3 protein-coding genes are annotated in these 3,885 nt (G+C 72.5%); 1 reads left to right on the forward strand and 2 read right to left on the reverse strand.

Features of this window, described 5'->3' with window-relative positions; genetic code table 11:
• Positions 1-147 precede the first annotated feature (147 nt).
• Both AOK09_RS02200 and AOK09_RS02205 read right to left on the reverse strand, forming a co-directional pair.
• Positions 148-1,845, reverse strand: a complete 1,698-nt coding sequence (locus AOK09_RS02200) for an ATP-binding protein (protein ID WP_157875771.1) — start codon at positions 1,843-1,845, stop codon at positions 148-150.
• A 52-nt stretch (positions 1,846-1,897) separates the two neighbouring features.
• Positions 1,898-2,575 (reverse strand): response regulator transcription factor, encoded by a 678-nt coding sequence (locus AOK09_RS02205; protein WP_055585373.1) that lies wholly within the window; start codon positions 2,573-2,575, stop codon positions 1,898-1,900.
• A 350-nt stretch (positions 2,576-2,925) separates the two neighbouring features.
• On the opposite strand from AOK09_RS02205, the gene AOK09_RS02210 reads away from it, so the two are divergent.
• Positions 2,926-3,840: a SigE family RNA polymerase sigma factor gene (locus tag AOK09_RS02210; protein WP_055585374.1), complete on the forward strand. Its 915-nt coding sequence runs from the start codon at positions 2,926-2,928 to the stop codon at positions 3,838-3,840.
• The last annotated feature ends 45 nt before the right edge of the window (positions 3,841-3,885 follow it).

Below are 3,885 nucleotides of genomic sequence, written 5' to 3' on the forward strand. Positions count from 1 at the left end.
GGGCGGGGGTCGCCGGGCACGCCGTACGGCTGGCCGGGGCGCCCGCGTCCACGGGCACCGAGGTCGGCCGGATGCCGCAGCCGACCGCGGCCGTGCCCAGCACCACCATCACCGCCGCCTTACGGCACGCATGCCGTACCCCACCGCTCACCGCCCGCTCCTCTCGGTGCCCGGTGCGCCGGCGTCCCCGCCGGGGCCCGCACCGTCCTTGCCGCTGTGCCCGCCGCCGTGCCCGCTCTCCGGGCGGTCGTGCGGGCCGCCGTCCTCCTCGCCCTCCGACGGGTCCGTGTCGGTGGGCTCCATCGGAAGTGTGAGGGTGAAGACCGCTCCGCCGGGCGTCCCGTCGGGACCGGCAGGGGCGTTGGCGACGGTGATGGTACCGCCGTGGATGCGGGCATTCTCCATGGCGATGGAGAGCCCCAGTCCGCTGCCCTCGGAGCGGGCCCGGCCCTTGTCGGCCTTGTAGAACCGGTCGAAGACATGCGGCAGCACGTCCTCGGGGATGCCCGGCCCGCTGTCGCGTACCTCGACCACCAGCTGCCGGGCCGGCTGCGGTCCGGCCCACTCGGCGGCGGGCAGCTGCTCGGCCCGCACCCGTACGACCACCGGCGAGCCGCCGTGCTTGAGGGCGTTGCCGATCAGGTTGGCGAAGACCACGTCCAGCCGGCGCGGGTCGACCCGGGCGACGACGCCGCGCGGGGCGTCCAGCTCGACCGCGTCGTACCAGGCGCGCCCGTCGATGCAGGACATGATCAGGTCGGCGATGTCCACCTCGTCGGCCACCAGCTTGGCGGTGCCCGCGTCGAAGCGGGTGACCTCCATGAGGTTCTCCACCAGGTCGGACAGCCGCCGGGTCTCACTGACCACCAGCCGCACCGCGGGTTCGATCATGGGGTCCAGCGAGTCGGCCTCGTCCTCCAGGATGTCGGTGACCGCGGTCATCGCGGTGAGCGGGGTGCGCAGCTCGTGCGACATGTCGGCGACGAACCGGCGGCTGGCCGACTCCCTGGCGCTGAGCTCCGCCACCTGAGCGGCGAGCGCCTCGGCCGTGCTGTTGAACGTACGGGCGACATCCGCGAGCTCGTCGGCGCCGCCCACCTCCAGCCGGGTGTCCAGATGGCCCTGCCCGAGGCGCCGGGCGGCGTCGCCCAGCCGCTGCACGGGCCGGAGCACGGTCGACGCGGCGGCCTGCGCCAGCAGCGCCGAGCCGACCAGGGCGAGCAGCGCGGCGATGCCCAGCGACCAGGCCAGCGTGTTGAGGTCGGTCCGCTCGTCGTCCAGCGACTTGAACATGTAGGCGGTGGGGCCGGTGGGCACGATTCGGGTGCCGCCGATCAGGAACGGCTCGCCGTCCAGGATCGCCCGCTGCCAGTAGAGGTGGTAGCGGTAGCTGTTGCCGTCCTCCAGGTCGCGGGGGGCCGGAACGGCGGCCCGCAGCCTGGCCGGCACCCGGTCGACGGTGAAGCGGCCCGGCTCGGAGGAGGCGGTGCAGTCGGGGTGCGCCGAGTCGACCACGACCACCTGGTAGTTGAGCCCCGGGCGGGGGCTGGCCACCATCCGCGCCAGCGCCCTCAGGTCGTCGCAGGAGGGCTTGAGCGGCATGTCGGTGACATTGCGGGTGAGCGAGTCGCGGAAGTCGTTGAGAGCACTGTCCTGGGCTCGTTTGAGCACCGCGTCCCGGTTGAGCCAGTAGGCGATGCCGGACGCCGACACCGCGGCGGTGAGGGCGACCACCGCGAAGACCGCGATCAGCCGTATCCGCAGCGAGGTCAGCCGCAGCCGCCGCCCGAGCCGCCCGCCGAGCGCCCTGCCGGGCGGCGGGTAGGTCTCCTGAAAGTCCGTCAAGTCGTAAGTCCGTGGGTCTCTGGTGCGGCTCTCACCGCGTGGCCGGGCGTCGCTACGCGGGTGGGTCGAGCCGGTAGCCGACCCCGCGCACCGTCCGGATCAGTGTCGGCGCCGACGGTACATCCTCCACCTTGGCCCGCAGCCGCTGTACGCAGGCGTCCACCAGGCGGGAGTCGCCGAGGTAGTCGTGCTCCCACACCAGCCGCAGCAGTTGCTGCCGGGAGAGCGCCTGGCCGGGGCGGCGGCTGAGCTCCAGCAGCAGCCGCAGCTCGGTGGGGGTGAGCTGGAGGTCCTCGCCGTTCTTGGTGACCGTCATGGCCGCGCGGTCGATCACCACGGAGCCGTACGCCGCGGAGTCCGAGCTCTCCCGCTCGCCGCGGCGCAGCACGGCCCGGATACGGGCGTCCAGCACCCGCGGCTGCACCGGCTTGACCACGTAGTCGTCGGCACCGGACTCCAGGCCCACCACCACGTCGATGTCGTCGCTGCGGGCGGTGAGCAGGATGATCGGCAGTTGGTCGGAGCGGCGGATCCGGCGGCAGACCTCGAAGCCGTCAATACCAGGCAGCATCACGTCCAGGACGATCAGATCCGGACGCTGCTCCTTGAACAGCTTGAGGCCGTCCTCACCCGAGGCAGCGGCCATCACACGGTGACCCTGTCGGGTGAGGGCGAGTTCGAGGCCGGTGCGGATCGCGTCGTCGTCCTCGATGAGCAGTAGGAACGGCACATGGCCATTCTGGCCCACGCGGGGCCGGAGGTTCACCCACCCTGCCCGGTTGCGCCCCTGAGACCGGCGGAGTGCCCCGGTTTGCCGCTGATCGCGCACCCCGGAGGCCGAGGGAACCAAGGGCGGCCGCACGGCGTGAGGATGAACGGGGGCGGTCGTTCCGCTCCCGGCCGCTGTGACAGGCCTGTGACAGTCGGCGGACAGCGCCATGACGAGCCCCGGGCAAGCTTTTCGATGTCACGGAAACGGGGTCGGAACAACGACCACCGGGCGGCCCACGGGGGAGGTGGGGCGGGCGGAACCGTAACCGGGACACCGGAACATCCGCTCGTAACGACTGGGGGCGCACGATGAACGCAACGCTGCAGACCAGGACCGCTTCGTCTCTCCGTTCCGTGCGCCCGTCCAGCCACCGGCCCGCGCGGGCCGACGAGATCTCCGGTGCGGTGGGTGTACGGGGGTGCGCCCACCACACCGGCACGGCCCAGCTGTTCGGGGTCGGCCGCCGGCAGGCCGCCGGAGCCGAGCCGGGCAGCGGGGCGGCCACTCTGACACTGCGGGGAGTCCTCCCCGTGGTGACCGGGCTCCCGGGGGGTGACGGGGACGGTCTGCGGACTGCCGGTTCGGGGGAGCCGGCGACTCGCGAGGCCGACAACGCGGTCCAGTATCTGGGCCACGTCGGGCGGGGTGTACAGGGAGGCGCACAGGGGGAGCCCGCGGCCGCGGCGGAGGACACGGTGGACTACACCGCGGACTTCACCGCCTATGTCCGCGAGCGCCGCGCCTCCCTGTACGCCACGGCCTACCACCTCACCGGTGACCGCTACGAGGCCGAGGACCTGCTGCAGAGCGCGCTCTTCAGCACCTACCGCGCCTGGGGCCGGATCTCCGACAAGGCGGCGGTCGGCGGCTATCTGCGCCGCACCATGACCAATCTGCACATCTCCGCCTGGCGTCGCCGCAAGGTCAACGAGTACCCCACCGAGGAGATGCCGGAGACCGTCGGCGACACCGACGCCATGGGCGGCACCGAACTGCGGGCCGTGCTGTGGCAGGCGCTCGCCAAGCTGCCCGAGCAGCAGCGCACCATGCTGGTGCTCCGCTACTACGAGGGCCGCACCGACCCGGAGATCGCCGATGTGCTCAACATCAGCGTGGGGACCGTGAAGAGCAGCATCTGGCGCGCACTGCGCCGGCTGCGGGACGACGACACCCTCAACCGGGACGGCGACCTCTGCCAGGCGTTCGGCGAGCTGGTCGCCTGAGGGGCGGCACACAGGGAATTCCCGCCGGGTGGGGCGGGATAACGG

Origin of the sequence: Peterkaempfera griseoplana (assembly GCF_001418575.1) — a bacterium.
GTDB lineage: Bacteria > Actinomycetota > Actinomycetes > Streptomycetales > Streptomycetaceae > Peterkaempfera > Peterkaempfera griseoplana.